Raw genomic sequence first — 19,449 nt, 5'->3', positions numbered from 1 at the left:
GCGTTTATTTCTGTTCCTTTCTGTGTTGATTACGGTATTGTTGCGGTGTGAGTCCAAGCCGCGTGCGGAATATTCTTGCGACGTTGCGCGCATCCGACAGTCCTGTCTCCAAGGCAAGGTCACTTACGGAGCGGTTGGTGGAGATGAGCAGTTGCTTCATCCGGTTGATTCTTAGATCGATGATGTATTGGTGTATGGAGTGTCTTGTCTCTTTCAAGAACGTCTCTTCAAAGAGTCTTCGGGACATGGGAACAAGAGGAAGAAGAGAGGTAACAGTCAGCACCTCACTGTAATGCTGATGAATATATTCCAGTACACGAAGAATATATTTATTTTCTGTACTGAAAATGTCGGTCGACTGCCGTTCAATGACACCGGTAGAGCAGACAACAATATCGTTTACAGGCTCCTTCGGATCTTGTAGGTGACGGCTAATGTATTCTGCCACGTTATATCCGCCCCGCTCCACATCCAGATTGATGCTTGACAGGGAAGGAAACGACAGGGAGCACGTGAGCTCATCGTCGTCGACACCGAGTACGGCAATGTCAGTGGGGATCTTCTTCCCGATGAGCCGGCACACTTCCAGGATGACGCTTGCACGCGTGTCATCGCATGTCAGAAGCGCGGTCTTTGGAGGCAGGTTCTCCAGCCATTCTTGTAAGGGTGTAGATTGATAGAACCAAAGATTAGACAAGGATTGACGCTCATAGATCTCTACTTGCCGATAACCGAACTCGTGGAGCTTACTTTCAAACCCTTCTCTTCTCTCTCTGCTCCATACGGAATGTGAATAACCATAGAAGGCAAAATGCTGGAATCCCTTGCTGACAAAGAATTTGGCAGCTTCTGCTCCTTGTTGGCGGTAGTTGCCAGTGATATTGGCGATACCCGTGAAGCGCTCTTCATAATCTTGTGCAAGTGCAATGATGCCATATTTTTGAAATAGTGAAAGGTCCTCGTGAGGCTCAAACTGTCCGATAATGGCATCTGCCTTCCACCGCAGTGCCCATTCCAGCAGGCTTTGCAGTCCTTTCTCTTTCCGGTAGGAAGTAGGCATGCGACAGACGACCCAAGGGGTCTGCTCCCGTGAATAGCTCAGAATACCTTTGAGCAGACGGTAGGGATAAGACTCCGAGAAGTCGGAAAGTAAAATTAGCCGGACCATGTCTTTCTTCTATATCAGCTTGTTTTTACAAAGGTATTAAAAAATGGATATCCCTTCTTGTCTTTTTAGTCTTCTTGTCTATATTTAGGTCAAATTTAGTCTTCATTCTGCGTAAAAAGAAGATAATATTGCGTGAAATGCGAACACCGATAAAGGAATGATTACCTACCTTTGCCACATAAAAACACTCAAAAACCTTCAATTATGCTTAAAAGGAACGATATGAGCAATTGGGCTTTGTTGCTACGACATTGTTGGATATTGGTTGCTGCCATTCTGCTCTCTGTCAGTATGAATGTCCGAGCCCAGGCAACCGGCACTATTCAAGGAACAGTAACGGGAGATGATGACGGACAACCACTCATCGGTGTGAGCGTCGAGGTTGAAGGCGGCCATCGGGGCGCTGTGACGGATATTGATGGTCATTTCTCTCTTCAGGTGTCTTTGCCTTGCAAGTTGCATTTGAGTTATGTGGGATATAATAGTCAGGAGGTGCGGGTAGTAAACACGGCTCCACTATCTATTCGCATGAAACCAAGCGCGCAGTCGTTGGAGGAAGTGCAGGTCATCGGTTATGGCGTGCAGAAGAAGAAACTCATCACCGGTGCCACAGTTCAAGTGAAGGGCGACGACATAGCACGTCTCAACACCATTAATGTCTTAGGTGCCATGGAGAGCCAGTCGCCGGGCGTTGATATCGTGCAGAGCTCGGGCATGCCTGGCGAAGGTTATAAGGTGACTATCCGCGGCTTGGGTACCACAGGATCTGCTACACCTCTTTATATTATAGACGGTGTGACGGGAGGCGATATCAATGCTTTGAACCCTGGTGACATTGAGGCCATCGATGTGTTGAAGGATGCTGCTTCGGCTGCTATCTACGGCTCGCGTGCTGCCAATGGCGTGATTCTCGTCACTACCAAGCAGGGACATGCGGGAAAGGCGCAGGTCAGCTACGATGGTTATATGGGATGGCAGAATATCTATAGGAAGCCTGATCTGCTCAATGCACAGGAATATGCTGCCATCATGAGCGAGGCTCGCTATATGGATGGCCTGCCTGACTATGATTACGCATCGCTTGTCCCCGACTGGGATAAGATAAAGAGTGGAGAATGGAAGGGTACTAACTGGTTGGATGAAGCACGTGTAAAGAATGCGCCTGTCACCAACCACAGTCTGAATATCACGGGTGGCAATGACCTCTCGAAGTATTCGATAGGTTTGTCGTACACAGGGCAGAAAGGTATCATCGGAAAGCCGGTGGAGCCGGACTACAAACGATATAATGCCAGGATGAACTCAGACCACGTCATTATTAAGAATGGTAGCCTCAATGTATTGAAGGTGGGTGAGAATATCACCTATTCTTACAGTGAGCAGTCGGGCATCAATATCGGTGATATGTGGAGCAATGACCTTCGCAATCTGCTACATACCAGTCCGTTCCTGCCCAATGAGGATGCGGATGGCAACTACCATTACGCCATACCCTGGGAGACACGCGAGGCTAATCCTATCGGTTTGATGGATTATACCGGTGGGCAAAACCTGTCGAAGTCGCATTGGCTTCAGGCGGATGTCTATGCAGAGATACAGCCCGTCAGAGGTTTGACGTTCAAGACTAATTTCGGTTATCAGATGACGGCATCGTCCTGGCGTAGTTTTGTGCCGGTTTATAAACTGTCTACACAGAACTTTTCCAACGAGAGTCAAGTTTCGCAAGGCTCCAGTTCGGGTAACCAGTTCCTTTGGGAGAACACCTTGAACTATATCGTGCATCTTGGCAAGAACAATATCGATGCACTGTTGGGCCAGTCGATAGAGAAGGATGGAATGGGGGAGAGTGTCGGTGCCACGAACATCAACTCAATCTTCAGCGATTTCAAGCATGCTTACATCGATAACACGCCTGTTGTAACCAATCGCACGCTCATCAATGGCGCGCCTTTCAGTGACAGCCGTCTGATTTCTTTCTTCGGACGTGTCAACTACGACTACGACAACCGTTATATGGCAACGGCAGTGCTCCGTGCTGATGGTTCGTCTAACTTCGCCCGTGGTCATCGCTGGGGATGGTTCCCATCGTTCTCTGTAGGCTGGATCATGACAGAAGAGCCATGGATGAAGCCGCTGCGCTCATGGATGGATTACTTTAAGCTGCGTGCCAGCTGGGGGCAGAACGGTAACCAGAACATCCCTGCTTTCCAGTATCTCTCGACAATCGCTTTCTCCGGTTCAGACTATACTTTCGGCCCAGACAAGACCGTTTTGACCAAAGGAGCCTACCCTGATATCCTCGCCAATGAGAACGTGACCTGGGAGACCTCTGAACAGCTTGACCTCGGCTTCGATACCCGCTTCTTCAATGAGCAGCTTGGACTGACGTTTGACTATTATGTCAAGAAGACAAAGAACTGGCTTGTACAGGCTCCTATTCTTGATATCTACGGCACTGGCGCGCCTTATATTAATGGCGGTGACGTGAAGAACACCGGTGTGGAGATCGCCCTCAGTTGGAATGGTCACATTGGTGACTTCAGATACGGTGCCAACTGGAATATGTCGTACAATAAGAACAAAGTGACGCGAATCGCCAATTCTGAGGGCATCATTCATGGCGATGATGATGTGCTGAGCAATGGCACAACGGAGTGCTACCGTGCACAGGTAGGTTATCCTATCGGCTATTTCTACGGTTACAGGACAGCGGGTGTCTTCCAGACGGAAGAAGAGATTGCCAATTATAAGGGCGCCAAACTCGCCAATACCAAGCCCGGAGACGTCATCTGGGTAGACCGTAACGACGATGGAGTCATAGACGACAAGGATGAGGGAATGATTGGTGACCCGCATCCCGATGTGACGATGGGATTTGGCGTGAACGCCTCATGGCATGGCGCTGATTTCAGCATGACGTTCCACGGTGCTTTCGGACAACAGGTCTTGAAGTCGTACCGTTCCTTTGCCGATTTCGCAAGGCAGAACTATACGTCTGAGATTTTCGGGCGCTGGCATGGCACTGGAACATCTAACCGGTTGCCGCGTCTGACGACCGGCACATCGCCCAACTGGCAGTACATCTCCGACCTTTATATGGAGAACGGCGACTACCTGCGCTGTCAGAACCTCACGGTGGGTTACGATTTCAAGCATCTCTTCAGGTCACTGCCCGTAAGCCAGTTGCGCCTCTATTTCACAGCAGAGAACCTCTTTGCCATTACCGGCTATTCGGGTATGGATCCGGAGGTAGGCTATGGTGGTTATCAGAGTTGGGTGTCTGGTATAGACATTGGCTTCTATCCTTCACCACGTACTTATCTTATCGGTGTGAATGTAAAGTTTTGAATGTAACATCAAAGAAGGATTATTATGAAAAAGATATTTATGGTCGCGCTTACCATAGGCTTGCTGACGGGGTGTAACGATTTTCTTGATACAGAGAATCTGACGAAGAAGAATAGCTCTAACTTTCCACGAACGGAGGAAGACGTACAGAAAAGTCTTGTGGGCATCTATGATGAGTTGCGTGAGATGACTTCGGGCGAAGAGGGTCAGAGTGCCTTCATCGCTGCCGAGCTGCTGTCGGATGACCGTTTTGGTGGTGGCGGGCCTGACGATCGTCGTATCCAGGCCGTTGATCATCTGTTGAAAGCTGATGAGAATATGTTCTCGGACGTATGGAAGCAGGACTATCGTGGCATTTACCGTGCCAACTCCTTGTTGGAGGCCCTGCCTTCATTGTCGGTACTCTCGGAAGCAGAGAAGAACGAGGCAAGCGGTGAGGCTCATTTTCTGCGGGCTTATTTCTATTTCCAGCTCTGTCAATTGTTCGGTACAGTGCCTATGCCGACAACCTCGAAATCGGAGAATCTTCCGCGTGGATCCAAGGAAGAACTCTACGGACTGATTGCCTCCGATCTTATGAATGCTATCCGTGAACTGCCCGCTACTCCTTATTCTATTGCCAACACCTCCAGCCTGGGACATGCTAATCATTGGGCGGCAGAGGGCTTGTTGGCACGCGTGTTCCTCTTCTATACAGGTTACTATCAGCAGGAGAGTATCCCTATGGGCGATAAGACTTTGACAAAGGATGAAGTTATTAAGTATGTGGATGACTGTGTGAACAACAGTGGCTACAGTCTGGTCAGAGATTATCGTTGCCTCTGGCCTTACACCAATGAGTACACCGCCAAGGATTATGCTTATGATAAGGCCGACAGCCTGAGCTGGGTCGGAGAGAGTGGCGCCAACACCGAGAGTATGTTCACAATTAAGTATTCTACCCATGCCAGTTGGGATGATCAGTCGGCTTACCGTTCCAATGAGGCGTGCCTTTTCTTCACGCCCCGTGAAGGCCCGGACATCACGACCAATTTTCCCTACGGCATAGGGTGGGGAGCAGGAACAGCCAATCCAAAGACCTATAATAACTGGCCTGCCAATGACCTGCGTCGTGATGCGTCGATCATGAGTGTCACCAGGGAAATGCCCAACTATGTATGGGGTAACGACAAGCAGATGAACGAGACCGGCTATTGGTCGAAGAAATATGCTGCTTTCGACTATCTCGAGACAGATGCTGACGGCAATGTGAACAGCATCAACTTTTATAAGAAGCTTTATCCCGATGCCAGTTCCGACTATCAGCTTAACAATTTCCAGGATATCATCATTCTTCGCTTTGCTGATGTCTTGCTTATGCAGGCAGAGCTTGAGAAGAATGCCGCACCTCTCAATAAAGTCAGGGCGCGTGTCGGATTGCCCGCTGAGGAGTACACGGAGCAGAATCTGCGCAATGAGCGTCACTGGGAACTTGCTTTCGAAGGTCTGCGCTATTGGGATCTCCTGCGCTGGCATATTGCTGCCGATGTATTGGAACAGCAGCAGAACCAAGTGACGGTGAAGAACAACCTCATCGATACTAAGATGGACTTCTCTAACATCAAGAAGCGTATTGAGGCTACAGGAGGATTGATGCCTATTCCACAGAAGCAAATCGACCTTTCCAACGGCAAGCTGACGCAGAACCCAGGATGGGGAACAGAGAGCCTGATGGAGTAAACGGTAAACCTCACTGGAGTATAAAGGTGAAAATATATCTGTTAGAACAAAATTTCCAAGCCATGAAATGCGTTTCTTATATAGCAATGATAATTGCCTTGTTGGTCTTTGCCGGTTGCGATCCTGTTGTTGACGACCGTGGTGCAGGCTCTGTCCTTACCCCGGACCAGCTGGATCTGGGAGTATACAATCTAACGGATGGCAGTAATGCCATCGTCGTGAAGAACAACACCCCGGGCGTGGGCAGCTACTGGGATTATGGGACAGGCGTGTCTACCCGTCAGTGTGATACGATCGTCATGCCTTATGTCGGTGACATCAGCGTGAAGTTTGTTGGTCTGTGTGATGGCGGGCAAGTTAGGGCGGAGCGTCTCGTACACATCTCCAAAATTGACCATGCCATTCAGAAGGAATGGACACTCTTTGCCGGATCGACACTCGAAGGAAAGAAATGGACGTGGGACTTTGAGGGTGCCAACAATGCTGTCTATGGTACTGGCGGGTGGCTGGCTGAGTTCCTTCCATCCTGGAGTGTTACGGCCCCTGGAGACTTGGAAGACAGAGACTGCTCCATGGTCTTCAATCTCAATGGAGGACCGAACGTAGAAAAGGTTGACGCTAATGGAAAGGTGCTGGAGAAGGGCACGTTCAGCTTTGACATGACGGCTACGAAGAGCAATGCCGATGACGGCACACCATGGTCTATTGGTGAGCTGAAGCTACAGAGGGTGACAATGCTCTCAGGTCATGCTTACTGGGATAAGAACAATAAGATTACGACCTTTGAGATTCTGAAACTCACGGAGCATGAGATGATCCTTTGTTGGAATTCGGCGGATGCCGCGGCTTGGTCTGATGCTACGTTCTGGGTGCTTAAGAGTGAATGAAAGGCTCTGGCACTATGAGACAAGAAAAAACTATTGGCGTTGACATGGGCGGCACGAATATACGTGCTGCCCGCGTCGGACAACAAGGGATAGAGGAAAGAAGATGTATTCCCTGCCCGGCTACAGGTTCCAAAGACGAGGTTCTCGACTGCTTGACTGACCTTATCCAGCCCCTTATGAATCCTGATGTTGTGGCTATCGGTGCCGGCATCCCCTCCGTCATCGATACGGAGCAGGGCATAGTCTATCAGGCAGCCAACATCCCTTCGTGGGATGAAGTGCCGTTGAAGGAGATCCTTACAGGGAAGTTTGGGGTAAGGGTTGATTTGGATAATGACTCCAACTGCTTTACATTAGGGCTGGCACGTTATGGTGAGGGTCGCTCTTTCCGTCATTTCGTAGGTATTACGCTTGGGACGGGTCTTGGTGCGGGTATCGTGATCAATGGGCAGCTCTATCATGGCTTCAATGGCGGCGCCGGAGAGGTAGGCTCTTTGCCTTATCGTGACAGCGATTTTGAGCACTATTGCAGCAGTCATTATTTTCTGGAGCAATGCGGCGAAGATGCCAGCTCTCTCGCACGGAAGGCTGAGCAAGGCAATGATAAAGCTATGCTGCGATGGAGACAATTTGGAACTCATATGGGAGAACTCGTGAAAGCATTAATGTATGCTTATGATCCTGAGGCAGTGGTGATGGGCGGTGGTATAGCAAAGGCTTTTCCACTCTTCAAAGCGACGATGATGGCGACGGTCCAAACCTTCCCTTATCCGAAGTCGGTTGGGCATTTACATGTCATTGCCACCAAGTTAGCAGATACTGCCCTCCTGGGAGCTGCGAGCTTGAATCATAAGTATGAAGAAGGTATAGTATGAAGAAGTTGTTCTTTCTGTTGGCAGGATTATGCTTGTCTTATGTCTTTTCGTTGTCAGTGTGTGCATCTGTGATCACACTTCATGATGGTTGGGTTTTGCAGAATCATTACCCTACCTCCGTACCTTCCACGGTCATGGGGACTTTGACGGAGAATGGCGAGTATGGAGGCATTTTGGAAGGTATGAACTATAAATCTGTAGACTGTACGCGCTTTGAGGTGCCATGGATCTACGAGAACCACTTCAAGCTCACAGATAAAGAGCTTCAAGGACATCACATCTTCCTCCAGCTTGACGGTATCAGCTACAGGGCAGATATCATTCTTAATGGAAAAGTTCTTGCCACAAAGGATCAGATCTTTGGGACCTATTGCCGTCACCGCTTGGACATCACTCAGGATGTGCAGTGCGACAATGACTTAAAGATAGAGGTTTACCGTGCACAGAAAGGAGAACCTAATGCCGGATTCGTAGACTGGAATCCAGGGCCAGTCGATGGGAATATGGGCATCATCCGCCCTGTCAGTATCATAGTGTGTGGGGATGTGCTTCTCAGCGATCCCGCTGTCTACAGTTTGGTTAACAAGCACACCCTGAAAGAGGCCTGGTTGCAGTTGAACACAGTTATTGAGAATGTGAGCGACCATGAGGTCACGGGCCATCTTGTCGGATCTTTTGATGGGAGGAAGTTCCAATGGCCCATGACGCTTAAGCCTCATCAGCGCAGGCTGCTCAGGTTGAATGATGAAGATGTTGAGGCACTTCATGTGCTGGCTCCGCGTCTTTGGTGGAGCCGTGATCTTGGGAAACCGGATCTGTACCGGATGCACCTTGAGTTTGTCTCTGCCAATGGTACAGAAGATGCAGATGATTTTACTTTTGGTATACGTGAGATAAATGATTATTATACCTCGAATGGAGACCGCGGATTTACACTCAATGGCAAACGGCTCTTGATTCGCGGTGGCGGGTGGACAGATGATATTTTCATGCGTGACACACCGTCGTCAAATGCGGCTCAGCTTAAAATGGTATGTGATATGAATCTCAATGCCATCCGCATGGAGAACATCTGGGGAGGGTCGCAGGATATTTTCAACCGTTGTGACAGTCTTGGTATCCTGGTCCTCCCCGGTTGGACTTGTCATTGGGAGTGGGAGGACTATCTGGGTAAGAAATGTGATATTCTCTATGGTGGCATGACCTCAGAAGCAGACGTGACGTTGATGACACGGTATTTTCACGATCAGGTTCTCTGGTTGCGTCGCCATCCGAGTATCATCTGCTGGTTCATAGGAAGTGACAAATTGCCTGCACCGGAATTGGAGCAGAACTATCTTCTTATCTTGAACAAGTTAGATCCGTCACGGCCACATATCACATCGGCTAAGAAGTTAGAGAGTGGACTGACGGGTACGGCAGGCATGAAGATGGCCGGTCCTTACGATTACGTAAGCCCTTCCTATTGGTACGAGAAACGAGCACCGGGTGGTGCCTTCGGTTTCAACTCTGAGACAGGGATAGGGGCACAGTTGCCACAGAAAGAAGACATTGTACGTATGGTGGGGACGGATCATCTCTGGCCCGTCGATTCTGTTTGGAACTACCACTGCACAGCCTCTACATCCTCTATGTCTACCCTTGACCGGCTCCAAGAGGTGTTGGGGGAACGGTACGGCGAAACAGGTACACTTGATGCTTTCCTTCATTGTGCCGACCTTGCCAACTATGAGAGCACACGGGCCATGTTTGAGTCGTTTCGGGTCAATGTGCCGCGTGCCACGGGTATCATCCAGTGGATGCTTAATTCGGCAAGGCCTGGGATGTACTGGCAACTTTATGATTACTATGGTGTGCCCAATGCGGCTTATTATGGCGTGAAGAATGGCAATGCTCCCTTACAGCTCATCTATGACTATGGACAAAGAAAGGTGATGATGGCCAACAGTACATTGAATAGACATGAGGCCATAGCGGAGATGGATCTCTATGACACGGATGGACGGCAGCTCTCCCATCAGGTAAAGCTGGCTGAGGCTAAAGAAATAAACTATGCGGGTGTGTTTCAGGTGCCTGCCTTTAGACCTGACAATGCTTTCCTTTTCCTGAAACTGAAAGACAGGGCTGGAAATCTGCTGGCGCACAATGTCTATGTCCTTGCGAAAGACTCGGATGTGTATGACTGGGCAAAGTCTACATGGATCACAACCCCCGTCAGGCACTACGCCAGTTACGAGGCATTGTCTTCCTTGCCTGTTGTTGATGTTAAGGTCGTGGTGAATACTTCCGGTAAGAAAGAAAGCGGGAAAGTAAAGATTGTATTGAACAATCCGACCAATCATGTGGCTTTCTTCCTGCGCATGGCCCTCGTCGACCGTCAGGGGACATTGGTGTCGCCCGTATTCTATTCAGATAACTACATTTCACTCGAACCTCATCAGCAGACCACGGTGACATGCGACTTGTCTCAACTCAAGACAAAAAGTAAGCTTCGTCTTAAAGTAGAGGGATGGAATATCAAGCCTCTCGGCATCAGTTTGAATTGATTTTTTCGTTCTTTTTGTTTGCTTTCTTGGGTATTTACCGTAATTTTGCGGTAAACTAAAGGCTTTATACATGAGCAATATACCCAAGGAGTGGACGAAGTTTATATTAAAGGATGTGACGTTTCTTAATATCATGACGCGTCACATCTACAATGTCCTTATCGTAGCCAACCCCTATGATGCTTTTATGTTAGAGGATGACGGGCGCGTGGAGGAGAAAATCTATGATGAGTATATGGCCTTGGGCCTGCGCTATCCGCCGACGTTCATCCAGGTGTCTACAACGGAAGAGGCGGAACAGGTGTTGACCACGACAGCCATCGACCTCGTAATCTGTATGCCAGGCAATGCAGACAACGATGCCTTCACCGTGGCAAGGGCCATCAAGACAAAGTTCCCAGAGATCCATTGCATCGTGCTTACGCCTTTCTCGCATGGTATCACGCGGAGGATGGAGAACGAGGACCTTAGTATCTTCGATTACGTTTTCTGCTGGTTAGGCAACACTAATCTCATCCTTTCCATCATTAAGCTCATCGAGGACAAGATGAATATTGCTCATGACGTGAAGGAGGCAGGGGTGCAGATGATTCTCTTAGTGGAGGATTCTGTGCGTTTTTATTCGTCGATTCTTCCTAATCTCTATAACTATATTCTTCAGCAGAGCCGCAATTTCGCCACCGAGGCCCTCAATCCCCATGCTGCCACGTTGCGTCAGCGTGGTCGGCCGAAAGTGGTATTGGCACGTACCTATGAAGAAGCGATGCGTATATATAATAGGTATAAGGACAATTGTCTGGGCGTTATCAGTGACGTACGCTTCCCTAAGGGGGGTAAGCGTGACGCGGAAGCAGGCTTTAAGCTTTTGAAAGATATCCGTAAGAATGACGAATACGTTCCACTGATCATGGAAAGCTCGGAAACAGCCAATAAAGATCGCGCTGAAAAGGAGCATTTTCATTATGTAGATAAGAACTCAAAAATGCTATCCTTGGAATTGCGTCACCTTCTGGAGGAGCATATGGGTTTCGGCGATTTCATCTTCCGTGATCCCAAGACCCATCAGGAAATAGCACGTGTGAGCACTCTTAAGCAGTTGCAGGACAATATCTTCAAGATTCCCTCCGACTCTATGCTCTACCATGTCTCGCGCAATCACATCAGTCGTTGGCTTTGCGCCCGTGCTATTTTCCCTGTGAGTAAGTTTCTCAAGCAGGTGACGTGGCACAAACTGCAAGATGTTGATGCCCACCGGCAAATCATCTTCGATGCCATTGTGCAGTACCGCCACATGAAGAACATTGGCGTCGTTGCCGTGTTTGATCGTGGCAAGTTCGACCGCTATGCCCACTTTGCGCGTATCGGTGACGGGTCGCTTGGCGGCAAGGGACGCGGATTGGCTTTTCTCGACAACGTCATCAAGATGTACCCTGAGATGAATCAGTTTCCAGGAGCTACGGTACGCATCCCGAAGACCGTGGTGCTCTGCACCGACATCTTCGACCAGTTCATGGAGCAAAACAATCTCTATCCTATTGCCTTGAGCAATGCGCCCGACGAGCTCATTCTTTCCCGTTTTCTTGAGGCACAACTGCCTGACAGTTACATTAAGGACTTCCTTACTTTTTTCGATGCTACCAATACGCCGATTGCCATCCGGTCGAGCTCACTGCTGGAGGATAGTCACTATCAGCCTTTCGCCGGTATCTATTCCACCTACATGATACCGCGTCTCAACGACCGGCAGGAGATGCTGCGCATGTTGGCGGCGGCTATCAAGAGCGTCTACGCTTCTGTATTCTATCGCGATTCGAAGGCTTACATGGCTGCCACAAGCAATGTCATCGATCAGGAGAAAATGGCTGTCATCCTGCAGGAAGTGGTGGGGAAAGATTATGGCGGACGCTATTATCCCAATATATCCGGAGTTCTGCGATCCATCAACTATTATCCTATCGGAGAGGAGAAGGCTGAAGATGGTATTGCTTCGCTGGCCTTGGGATTGGGAAAATACATTGTCGACGGTGGCCAGACGCTGCGGGTCTCGCCCTACCATCCTGATCAGGTTCTGCAAATGTCTGACATGGAAATTGCCTTACGTGATACCCAAACCCGTTTCTATGCACTCGATACAGGCTATGCAGGCCTTGACTTTAAGGTTGACGATGGATTCAACATCCTTAATCTCAGAGTGAAGGAAGCTTATAAAGATGGTGCGCTCAATTATATCGCTTCGACTTATGATCCGGATGACCAGATCATCCGTGAAGGACTCTACGACAACGGCCGTAGGATTATATCCTTTGACGGTGTGTTGCGGCAAGGTGTTTTTCCGTTACCACAACTCATGCAGATGGCCATGAAGTATGGTTCTCATGCCATGCGCCGCCCTGTGGAGATCGAGTTTGCCTGTAACCTCAATGTTGACCGTACCGGCGATTTCTGTCTCTTACAGATACGTCCCATCGTAGACACCAAGCAGGAACTCGTTGAGGATGTGGCGTCAATACCGGCGGAGGAGTGCCTTCTGAAGAGTACCAACTCCCTGGGTCATGGCATCTCGGAAGAGGTCTCCGACGTGGTCTATGTGCGTTGGGATGATCACTATTCCGCTGCCAATAATCCGCAAATTGCCCTCGACATCGATCAGATAAACCGTCGCTTCCTTGCTGAGGGACGACAGTATGTTCTTATAGGCCCTGGACGGTGGGGCAGCAGCGATCCTTGGCTTGGCATTCCTGTGAAGTGGCCTGCTATCAGTGCGGCGCGCGTCATTGCTGAAATAGCTTTACCCGGTTATCGTGTCGATCCCAGTCAAGGCACGCATTTCTTCCAGAACTTAACCTCTTTCGGAGTGGGATATTTCACGATTGATACCAACCGAGATGATGGCGGCATTGTCCAAAAGCAACTTCTTGACACCATGCCGGCTGTCGAGGAGACTTCACTTGTGCGCCATATTCATTTCCCCAGACCACTTAGAATCATGATGGATGGAAGAAAGCAAGTGGGAGTGGTAATAATTCCTTAAAATAGTACAAATTGTAAGCGGTTAGGCAAAATAAAGCTGGTTTTATTTGGAGCATAAGATAGAAAACCCTAATTTTGCCCGTGTAAACAAGGCATTTTGTCACCTAAAAAACAATTGTTACTACAATGGAAGTTGAACAAGTATTGAAAGGACTTGAGTGGAAACACAGCCAGGAGCCGGAGTTTCTTCAGGCAGTGAAAGAAGTACTTATCTCAATTAAGGATGTCTATAATCAGCATCCAGAGTTTGAGAAAGCTAAGATTATAGAGCGGCTGGTGGAGCCGGAGCGTGTACATATGTTCCGTGTGCCATGGGTCGACGACAAGGGTGAGGTGCACGTTAACACAGGTTATCGTGTGCAGTTCAATTCAGCCATTGGCCCTTACAAGGGAGGCTTGCGATTCCATCCTTCGGTAAACCTGAGTATCATGAAGTTTTTGGGCTTTGAGCAGACGTTCAAGAACGCTCTCACCACGTTGCCTATGGGCGGTGCCAAAGGCGGTGCCGACTTCTCCCTTCGTGGCCGTACAGCCAACGAGGTGATGCGCTTCTGTCAGGCATTCATGCAGGAACTGTATAAGTATATTGGTCCCGATGAGGACGTACCGGCAGGCGACATCGGCGTCGGAGGCCGCGAGATAGGCTATCTCTTTGGTGAGTACAAGAAACTCACGCACCAGTTCCAGGGTGTGCTCACCGGCAAGGGAATGGAGTGGGGTGGATCAATCCTCCGTCCAGAGGCCACAGGCTTTGGCGCTCTCTATTTCGTCAACCAGATGCTGCAGACCCATGACATCGACATTAAGGGCAAGACGATTGCTGTCTCCGGTTTTGGAAATGTGGCATGGGGCGCAGTAAAGAAGGCCATAGAGCTCGGCGCAAAGGTTGTCACCATCAGTGGGCCCGACGGATATATCTATGATCCGGATGGCGTCAGCGGTGAGAAAAACGAGTATATGCTGGAATTGCGTGCCAGCGGCAACGATGTTTGCCAGCCCTATGCTGATGAGTTTAAGGGTGCAAAGTTCTTCCCAGGAAAGAAGCCATGGGAGCAGAAAGCTGACATCTATCTGACGTGTGCTACACAGAATGAGCTCAATGCCGATGACGCCGAGCGCATCCTGGCTAGTAAGCCTTTGTGTGTAGCTGAGGTCAGCAACATGGGCTGCACCGCTGAGGCCGTTGAGAGACTGGTGGCTGCCAAAGTACTCTTTGCGCCAGGCAAGGCCGTCAATGCTGGTGGCGTAGCCACATCGGGACTGGAGATGACGCAGAACTCCATGCGTTTACACTGGCCGGCCTCGGAAGTCGACGAGCGTCTGCACTACATCATGCACTCTATTCATAAACAGTGCGTGAAGTATGGACGGCAGGCCGATGGCTATGTCGACTATGTGCGCGGTGCTAACGTTGCGGGCTTCATGAAGGTCGCTAATGCCATGATGGCGCAAGGCATCGTGTAAAGGACTCTATCCGGTGATAGGGTTCCAATAAATTTGAGTGGAACATAAATATTATAGCGCTCTCGTTAACAGTATTTTAGCGATAGCAATCTTAATGTTGGGCTTTGTCTCTGTGGGTGCTCAGATCCGGAGAGGCAAGGCCTCTTATTATTCTAAACGGGCTACAGGTGCACGCACGTCAAGTGGTGAGCGTCTCCATCACGACAGCCTTACCTGTGCTCATCTGACATATCCTTTTGGTACACAGCTGAAGGTAACCAATCTTCGCAATGGCAAGTCGGTCGTGGTGAGAGTTACAGACCGGGGCCCCCGTGGGCGAGGGCGTCTCATCGATTTGAGCTATGGCGCGGCGCGGGCACTGGGCATGCTTTCGCAGGGCATTGCTATGGTAGAGGTGGAGCCTGTCGGGAAGAAGGGAGTGCCTTATCGGGATGACGCGGAGACAGGACTGCCTGACTTTGATTTTGATTTTGAGGGAATGCGCCAATCGTTTCTTGAAGACATTTCAAAAGTGAAGTTCAAGCCTCTTGTAGAAAGTGGAAAAAAGGACATGAAGGGCATGGATGTCGGACGAAAGATACAGCTGCCTCGTATAAATGGCGCAAAGGACCCCGTGATGCGCACAAATAATTCGAAAGAGACGACCTCACGCGCGAATAACACGAAAGAGCTGAAGGAATAGCGTCTCTCGTGTTCTTCGTGTGAAAAGCCCAGTGACTATCTCATCGTGGGGATAGTGAACTCGCTGACTTTACTGATTGATTTCTCTCCCTGGACAACGCTGATGCAGAACTTTGCAGACCCTTCTTTCAGCCGATTGTCAGCTTTTACTAAGGCGGTGTAGCGGATGCCCTTGCCTGGCTGGATGAATTCTACGTGCATGTTGGGCGAGATGAGGATATGGCGGTTGCCACTGGCTTCCACTACGGTAGGCACAATGTCGTATAGTGTCTGATTGCTGCGGTTATACACCTCGAAGATGATTTTGCTCAACTCTCCACGTTCAATCTTGCCGTCTTGGTTGTCATCGACAAAACGCGCATTGCGAATCTCTATGTTTGGAGTGAATTTCAAGTTCCCGGTGAGGTTTTCCACGCTCGACTCCATGGGCATAGTCTCCTGAGGCTGTGAAGCACTGTAATTGTCGGTGTAGTCAGAACCCTTGAAATCGTAGATACGATCGTCTCCGCCGCTGCTGGAATCGAATCCGCTGTCGAAGTTGTCGTTTCCGATGATGGTGTCGGAATTTCCGTTGCCGAACGAGTGGTCGCTGCTGCCATTACCGGTATAGCCCGACTGCTGTTGTCTGGCTCTTGCCTCCTGCCTCTCTGCTCTGTCGGCCCGATAGTCGGCCAGGTCGGCCTCACGTTGTGCCTGTTGTTTCTGATCAGTGGCTTGTCCGATAGCCGCCCCTGCCACGGCTCCTCCGACCATTCCCACTACGGTACCGATGTCACTGCCGCGAGGGCCGCCGGTAATGCCGCCGATAGCCGAGCCAAAAATACTGCCCAATGTGGAGCCCATGTAAGCTCCAGAACCGGTATAAGTGTCGCAACTGCCAAGCAAGAGTAGTGCTGACATACCCATCACGATGGATTTATTCATTGTCATTTTATTTTGCCTTTCTGTTTCTGTTGCAGAATTAAGATAAAAACTACGGGCAGGATGGCTCTTTCTCCTATAATGTAGGGGGGGGCTATTTGTGCTCTGAAAGATGGCTATCAAGCATATGTCGGAGTATGAGTGTGATTATACCAGCGGTTTGTCCTTTGCAGCTTATGTTTTGAAGTATAGCGGCTGATGCTTGGTGCCACCTTTCCGCAACAAACCGTCGGCTTCGAAGAGCCCCAACCACTTGCGGGCCTTGTATTTGCTCAGTCCTGTGGCCTGGCATAACGCCCCTACTGTGAGGAAGTGGCTGGTCTCGAGAACTTGCTCAATCTGGCTCCAAGTCTCTTTACGTGTAAGTTGTGAGGAGAGAGTGGAATAAGCTGACTTGGTGAAGCTCGCTCCCCGGCGCACATTCTCTAACAGTTGGGCTTTCGGCTGAAACTTGATGCCGCGTATGTAGAGATCGCGTCCCGTTGTCTCTGCCGTTTGATAGCGGTTACTGATACCCACTGACAGAGAGAGCCAGCCCAGCTCCGGAAGATAGAACCGGTTGCCAGCCTTCAGCTCCGCCAAGGCAAAGTGGCTCAGCTCCGTCATCACAGCCTTCACGTCGGCGCGGGTTACGGAGCAGGATGCCTCGATGGCACGCTCCATTTCTTCTGCCGTCATGGTATGGCCATAGTGAAGACGGACATATTTCCGGTCTTTGCCACGTCCGGCGGCATTCTCAATTTGGTGGATTTCATAGTTGATTGGCATAGTCTATTGCTTTTATAGTGTGTACATGGCAAAAGTACAATTATTTTTTGAAATAACCAAATTTTGAAGCCGTTCTTTGAGCAGTATTTAGGGGTATGTCCGGTACTTCATCGTGCGACAGCTGTCGTACGATCGTCAAGCAGTTGTCACACGATCGTGCGGCAATTGTTTGACGATCGTTTGACAATTGTCAGACGATAGCGGAAAATATGTTCTGTCTTTTACTGAAATCGCTTGTCAAAGTTCGACCAGGTTTACTGAATTGCTTGTCAATATTTAGTCAACTTTACTATTTTGCTTGTCATCTTCGACCTTGCCTTACTGATTGGCTTGTCATAGCCGTTTTGACAGGGGAAGATGGATAATACCTGAGTGAGCCTTGCTTTCCGGCAACGTTCGTCGGGGCCCGATGCCCCGACGGACGTTTGGTGTTGATGGCGTAAAACCGTCGTTCACCTTGTTTCCGGCTCGCCAAAGTTACGGATTATTTTTCATCCGGACAAGAACAGCCGTTGGTCTTCTTCCATAAATTCTTGCCGGGCTCTTCATAGCGATATACGTTCATCGGAATCTTCATACCTATGCTCATGTGAGGCCGCTGATAGTTATGAAACGCTATGGCTTTCTCTATCCCAAGCTTCGCATGCTCATAGTTAAGAAACATATCCTCCAAATACAGTTTTTCCGTTTTGAGGATACCGTTCTGTCTCTCTGCAACAGCATTGTCCGTCGGATTATACCGTTCGGTCATGCTGATCTGAATATGATGTTTCCTCAGCAAATCAACATATGCGTAGCAAGCGTATTGGGAACCTCGGTCAGAGTGGTGTATCGTTCCGCAGAGGTTATCTCCCCCAGCCGTTTGTATGGCCATCTCCAAGGCCTTAACAGTATTCTCTGCCTCCAAGGTCTCAGATAGGCACCATCCTATTATCGCATGCGAGTACACATCTGTTACCAAGTGGAGATACAAGACATCACCCACTATCCAGATATATGTAATATCAGCTACCCATATGTGGTTAACATACTTAGCATCAACGCTTTGTATGAGGTTCGGATATTTATGATAAGGATGGTCAGAATCCGTCGTATACCTACGCTTGAGCTTAGGCAAGATGTATCCTTCCTCTGCAAGAAGGTGTAGAAAGGCATCTCGGCCATGAGTAATTTCTTCACCCAACTCCGCCCTTAGGATAATGTAGAGCTTTACGCAGCCTATACGGGGACATAACCAACGATAGTATTCCACATTAGCACATATGAGTTTCCTGCGCTGACGCTCGGAGATTACCTTGCCTCTGTTCTTGTAGAACCACTGGCGTTTCCTGCCAAACAGTCCGCAGAGTGTCTCGACTGTAACATCGGGATATTCACTCCGCAGCGCCTCTACTGTTTGACACCACCTTTTTTTAATATTGAGATACCTTCTTCTTTCTCCGCAATCTCTATCATCTTCTCGAAGGCACGGCTGCGCATCTTCTCATATGCCAAGGCTTGCTCCAGATCGGAGATGCGCTTTTGAAGGATCTCTTCATTCGTCAGTTCTGCGTGCTTCATTCTATATTGGTCTATCACTTCCATTGGCAAAGATAACTCTTTTGCATCAACTGGGCAACTCTTGAGCCAATTAGATAAAGTCGTACGAACGATGTTCCACTTACGGGCGACAGCTGTTATTGACGAGCCGTCGGAATAGTAGTCACGAATAGCTCCTAACTTCACCGATAACGGGAATTTTGCTACTTTTGTTTTTCTTGTCATAGTCTTTTACTTCTTATGAAGGTCAGAACGTGACAAGCTAAATCCGTTCAAGACATTCTTCGATTGTTGGAGGGTGACATTTGACGGCGGTTGATGGATCTTTAGTCGTGACATTGAGAATAATTCAGTCATTTCCCAACTCCATACAACCCTGTTTTTATAAAAATACGACGTAAATTTACACTTGTTAGTTGAATTCACCCTGATAGTATATACAGTTAAACGATATTAATTTTTTCAGAGCTATAAAAATACCTATTACATCTTTATTGCCATTT

At 49.0% G+C, this 19,449-nt stretch carries 13 protein-coding genes; 8 read left to right on the top strand and 5 right to left on the bottom strand.

Annotation, left to right across the window (positions count from 1 at the left end; all coding sequences use genetic code 11):
- Nucleotides 1-4: 4 nt before the first annotated feature.
- The gene (locus PREMU_RS01220; protein ID WP_007572502.1) at nucleotides 5-1,168 is read right to left on the bottom strand and encodes an AraC family transcriptional regulator; all 1,164 of its coding nucleotides are present in this window, start codon (nucleotides 1,166-1,168) and stop codon (nucleotides 5-7) included.
- A gap of 204 nt (nucleotides 1,169-1,372) precedes the next feature.
- On the opposite strand from PREMU_RS01220, the gene PREMU_RS01215 reads away from it, so the two are divergent.
- The 8 genes from PREMU_RS01215 to PREMU_RS14390 all read left to right on the top strand — a co-directional run bounded on the left by PREMU_RS01215 (nucleotide 1,373) and on the right by PREMU_RS14390 (nucleotide 15,719).
- Entirely contained in the window at nucleotides 1,373-4,516 is a 3,144-nt protein-coding gene (locus tag PREMU_RS01215) for a SusC/RagA family TonB-linked outer membrane protein (protein WP_040557930.1), read from the top strand.
- A 24-nt stretch (nucleotides 4,517-4,540) separates the two neighbouring features.
- Nucleotides 4,541-6,235: a RagB/SusD family nutrient uptake outer membrane protein gene (locus PREMU_RS01210; RefSeq protein ID WP_007572500.1), complete on the top strand. Its 1,695-nt coding sequence runs from the start codon at nucleotides 4,541-4,543 to the stop codon at nucleotides 6,233-6,235.
- A gap of 86 nt (nucleotides 6,236-6,321) precedes the next feature.
- Nucleotides 6,322-7,122, top strand: a complete 801-nt coding sequence (locus PREMU_RS01205) for a hypothetical protein (RefSeq protein ID WP_223918537.1) — start codon at nucleotides 6,322-6,324, stop codon at nucleotides 7,120-7,122.
- A 14-nt stretch (nucleotides 7,123-7,136) separates the two neighbouring features.
- Nucleotides 7,137-7,997, top strand: coding sequence for an ROK family protein (locus PREMU_RS01200; RefSeq protein ID WP_007572498.1), 861 nt, complete (start codon nucleotides 7,137-7,139; stop codon nucleotides 7,995-7,997).
- Nucleotides 7,994-10,543 (top strand): glycoside hydrolase family 2 protein, encoded by a 2,550-nt coding sequence (locus tag PREMU_RS01195; protein ID WP_007572496.1) that lies wholly within the window; start codon nucleotides 7,994-7,996, stop codon nucleotides 10,541-10,543. The genes PREMU_RS01200 and PREMU_RS01195 overlap by 4 nt, the downstream gene beginning before the upstream one ends.
- 70 nt (nucleotides 10,544-10,613) lie before the next feature.
- Nucleotides 10,614-13,574 carry a PEP/pyruvate-binding domain-containing protein gene (locus PREMU_RS01190; RefSeq protein ID WP_007572494.1) on the top strand — a complete coding sequence of 987 codons (2,961 nt, stop codon included), beginning with the start codon at nucleotides 10,614-10,616 and terminating at the stop codon, nucleotides 13,572-13,574.
- 125 nt (nucleotides 13,575-13,699) lie between these two features.
- A complete protein-coding gene (gene gdhA, locus PREMU_RS01185; protein ID WP_007572492.1) occupies nucleotides 13,700-15,037 on the top strand; it encodes an NADP-specific glutamate dehydrogenase in 1,338 nt (445 codons plus the stop codon).
- Nucleotides 15,038-15,131: 94 nt separating this feature from the next.
- On the top strand, nucleotides 15,132-15,719 hold the full coding sequence (locus PREMU_RS14390) for a septal ring lytic transglycosylase RlpA family protein (RefSeq protein ID WP_007572489.1): 588 nt from the start codon (nucleotides 15,132-15,134) through the stop codon (nucleotides 15,717-15,719).
- 35 nt (nucleotides 15,720-15,754) lie between these two features.
- Here PREMU_RS14390 and PREMU_RS01175 read toward each other — a convergent pair whose 3' ends face one another.
- From PREMU_RS01175 to PREMU_RS15465, 4 genes are all read right to left on the bottom strand, one after another.
- Nucleotides 15,755-16,642, bottom strand: coding sequence for a glycine zipper domain-containing protein (locus PREMU_RS01175; RefSeq protein ID WP_007572488.1), 888 nt, complete (start codon nucleotides 16,640-16,642; stop codon nucleotides 15,755-15,757).
- A 171-nt stretch (nucleotides 16,643-16,813) separates the two neighbouring features.
- A complete protein-coding gene (locus PREMU_RS01170) occupies nucleotides 16,814-17,407 on the bottom strand; it encodes an HU family DNA-binding protein (RefSeq protein WP_007572487.1) in 594 nt (197 codons plus the stop codon).
- 484 nt (nucleotides 17,408-17,891) lie between these two features.
- The gene (locus PREMU_RS01165; RefSeq protein ID WP_007572486.1) at nucleotides 17,892-18,791 is read right to left on the bottom strand and encodes an IS3 family transposase; all 900 of its coding nucleotides are present in this window, start codon (nucleotides 18,789-18,791) and stop codon (nucleotides 17,892-17,894) included.
- 5 nt (nucleotides 18,792-18,796) lie between these two features.
- On the bottom strand, nucleotides 18,797-19,171 hold the full coding sequence (locus PREMU_RS15465) for a transposase (RefSeq protein WP_007572281.1): 375 nt from the start codon (nucleotides 19,169-19,171) through the stop codon (nucleotides 18,797-18,799).
- Nucleotides 19,172-19,449: the final 278 nt, after the last annotated feature.

Source organism: Hallella multisaccharivorax DSM 17128 (genome assembly GCF_000218235.1).
GTDB lineage: Bacteria > Bacteroidota > Bacteroidia > Bacteroidales > Bacteroidaceae > Prevotella > Prevotella multisaccharivorax.
Note: the sequence above shows the minus strand (reverse complement) of the source record. Positions and strands in the feature narration are given on the sequence as shown.